The following is a 318-nucleotide window of genomic DNA, read 5'->3' on the forward strand; positions in this document are numbered from 1 at the left end:
CGACACAAGCTGATGAGCCATAACCCTTCTTGTTTTCGCCAAAACCCAGTCCACTCTTGATTTCCAAGTGAAATTCCCGGGTCAATTCAACTTCTTTACTCATATACTTGATAGCCGTCATGACAAAATTCCAAGGCCCGCTCTGCTCAGGTTTAATTTCCTTTACTGAGAAGGCATGAGCAGGCATTGCCACATTCGTTTCTAAAAGACTGTGGCCCTCTACTTCTGAAATAACCACTTGGAAATCACTCTCAAGACTCGTTACCAGAGCTAAACCTCCTAGACGAGTAACCGCATATTCTCCTGCAATAAAAAGTT

1 protein-coding gene is annotated in these 318 nt (G+C 43.4%); it reads right to left on the reverse strand.

The features are described from left to right. Nucleotides 1-318: hypothetical protein (locus ETC07_RS16110; protein ID WP_205742566.1), on the reverse strand; the 318-nt coding region annotated here is incomplete at both ends.

Source organism: Halomonas borealis, from assembly GCF_004798905.1.
GTDB lineage: Bacteria > Pseudomonadota > Gammaproteobacteria > Pseudomonadales > Halomonadaceae > Halomonas > Halomonas borealis.